Origin of the sequence: Desulfogranum japonicum DSM 18378 (assembly GCF_000429945.1) — a bacterium.
In the GTDB taxonomy this organism is placed as follows: domain Bacteria; phylum Desulfobacterota; class Desulfobulbia; order Desulfobulbales; family Desulfobulbaceae; genus Desulfogranum; species Desulfogranum japonicum.
Genome location: NZ_AUCV01000107.1, coordinates 1 through 2,797, shown reverse-complemented (window position 1 = coordinate 2,797; position 2,797 = coordinate 1). Strand labels below are relative to the sequence as shown.

The window sequence follows — 2,797 nt, the reverse complement described above, 5'->3', positions numbered from 1 at the left end:
CGGCAGCGACCTACTCTCCCACATAGTCACCCATGCAGTACCATCGGCGCTGAAGAGCTTAACTTCCGTGTTCGGAATGGGAACGGGTGGGTCCTCTTCGCTATGGCTACCGAAAAATCTATGTAAAGTCATAACAATTAAAATAGCAGGGTAAACTTTGTTTACAAAAGGATATGGTTAAGCCTCACGGCTAATTAGTATCGGTTAGCTCCATGCATTACTGCACTTCCACACCCGACCTATCAACGTTGTAGTCTCCAACGAGCCTTGAGGTACCTAAAGGTACGGGATATCTTATCTTGGAGTGGGCTTCCCGCTTAGATGCTTTCAGCGGTTATCCCTTCCGAACTTAGCTACCCAGCCATGCTCCTGGCAGAACAACTGGTACACCATTGGTTCGTCCATCCCGGTCCTCTCGTACTAGGGAAAGATCTCCTCAAATATCCTGCGCCCGCAACAGATAAGGACCAAACTGTCTCACGACGTTTTAAACCCAGCTCACGTACCACTTTAATCGGCGAACAGCCGAACCCTTGGGACCTGCTCCAGCCCCAGGATGTGATGAGCCGACATCGAGGTGCCAAACCTCCCCGTCGATGTGGACTCTTGGGGGAGATAAGCCTGTTATCCCCGGAGTACCTTTTATCCGTTGAGCGACGACCCTTCCATGCGGAATCGCCGGATCACTAAGACCTACTTTCGTACCTGCTCGAGATGTCTCTCTCGCAGTCAAGCTCCCTTATGCCTTTACACTCTAAGGCTGGTTTCCAATCAGCCTGAGGGAACCATCGCGCGCCTCCGTTACTCTTTGGGAGGCGACCGCCCCAGTCAAACTACCCACCAGACACTGTCCCGGATCCCGATAAGGGACCGCGGTTAGAGTTCAAAGATAGCAAGGGTGGTATTTCAAGGTTGACTCCACACACACTGGCGTGCATGCTTCAAAGTCTCCCACCTATCCTACACATACTATCCCTAAACACAATGCCAAGCTGTAGTAAAGGTTCACGGGGTCTTTCTGTCTTGTTGCGGGTAACCGGCATCTTCACCGGTACTACAGTTTCGCTGAGTCTCTGGTTGAGACAGTGGGGAAATCGTTACGCCATTCGTGCAGGTCGGAACTTACCCGACAAGGAATTTCGCTACCTTAGGACCGTTATAGTTACGGCCGCCGTTTACCGGGGCTTCGGTTCAGTGCTTTGCATACGCTAACACGTCCCCTTAACCTTCCGGCACCGGGCAGGCGTCAGACCCTATACATCGTCTTACGACTTCGCAGAGTCCTGTGTTTTTAGTAAACAGTCGCTCCCCCCATTTCACTGCAACCCCCGTAGGCTCACTGATGTAAAAAAAGATCACCATGGGGGCACACCTTCTCCCGAAGTTACGGTGCTATTTTGCCGAGTTCCTTAACCAGAGTTCTCTCAAGCGCCTTGGTATATTCTACCAGTCTACCTGTGTCGGTTTGCGGTACGGTCACAGATGTAAATGTATACGAGGATTTTCCTGGAAGCATAGAATCAACCACTTTACAGCCCATATGGGCTTCGTCATCACGTCTCAACGTTAAGGACCCGGATTTGCCTAAGTCCTCCGTCTACACGCTTAAACCAGGACAACCAACGCCTGGATGGCCTATCTTTCTCCGTCCCCCCTTATACAGTGTCTACATCAGCGGTACAGGAATATTAACCTGTTTCCCATCGACTACGCTTTTCAGCCTCGCCTTAGGGGCCGACTAACCCTGAGCAGATTAACTTGACTTCAGGAAACCTGAGACTTTCGGCGACAAGGTTTCTCACCTTGTTTATCGCTACTCGTGTCAACATAAGCTCTTGTGATACCTCCAGCACATCTCACGATGCACCTTCTCAGGCCTACACAATGTTCTCCTACCATCGAAATTTCGATCCGTAGCTTCGGTACCATGCTTGAGCCCCGTTAAATTTTCGGCGCAAATTCACTAGACCAGTGAGCTGTTACGCTTTCTTTAAAGGATTGCTGCTTCTAAGCCAACCTCCTGGTTGTCTGAGCAATTTCACCTCCTTTTCCACTTAGCATGGTTTAGGGACCTTAGCTGACGGTCTGGGTTCTTTCCCTCTCGACCACGGAACTTATCTCCCGTAGTCTGACTCCCGCGATAGAACTTGGCGGCATTCGGAGTTTGCATGGGGTTGGTAATCCGGTGGGACCCCTAGCCCAAGCAGTGCTCTACCTCCGCCAGTCAACTCGCGAGGCTATACCTAAATATATTTCGGAGAAAACCAGCTATCACCGAGTTTGATTAGCCTTTCACTCCTATCCACACCTCATCCAAGCAGTTTTCAACCTACAATGGTTCGGTCCTCCAGTCGATGTTACTCGACCTTCAACCTGGACATGGATAGATCACCCGGCTTCGGGTCTACCCCATGCAACTCGACGCCCAATTAAGACTCGCTTTCGCTGCGGCTCCACCTAACGGCTTAACCTTGCTGCATAGGATAACTCGTTGACTCATTATGCAAAAGGCACGCTGTCACATCATATGATGCTCCAACTGCTTGTAAGCTGACGGTTTCAGTTTCTATTTCACTCCCCTCCCGGGGTTCTTTTCACCTTTCCCTCACGGTACTGGTTCACTATCGGTCACTGGGTAGTATTTAGCCTTGGAAGATGGTCCTCCCATATTCCCACAGGGTTTCACGTGTCCCGTGGTACTCTTTTAACCCCAGAAAACTCTGCATTTCGCGTACCGGACTATCACCTTCTATGGTCGGCCTTTCCATGCCGTTCCGCTATACGTTGTTTTCCTTAG

Annotated in this window: 2 rRNA genes; both read right to left on the bottom strand. The window is 50.6% G+C overall.

Annotated elements, in window-relative coordinates:
- Nucleotides 1-114 (bottom strand): 5S ribosomal RNA (rrf, locus tag G493_RS0122440); the annotation flags it as partial.
- Between the two features lie 59 nt (nt 115-173).
- Nucleotides 174-2,797: ribosomal RNA gene (locus tag G493_RS33210) — 23S ribosomal RNA — on the bottom strand; the annotation flags it as partial.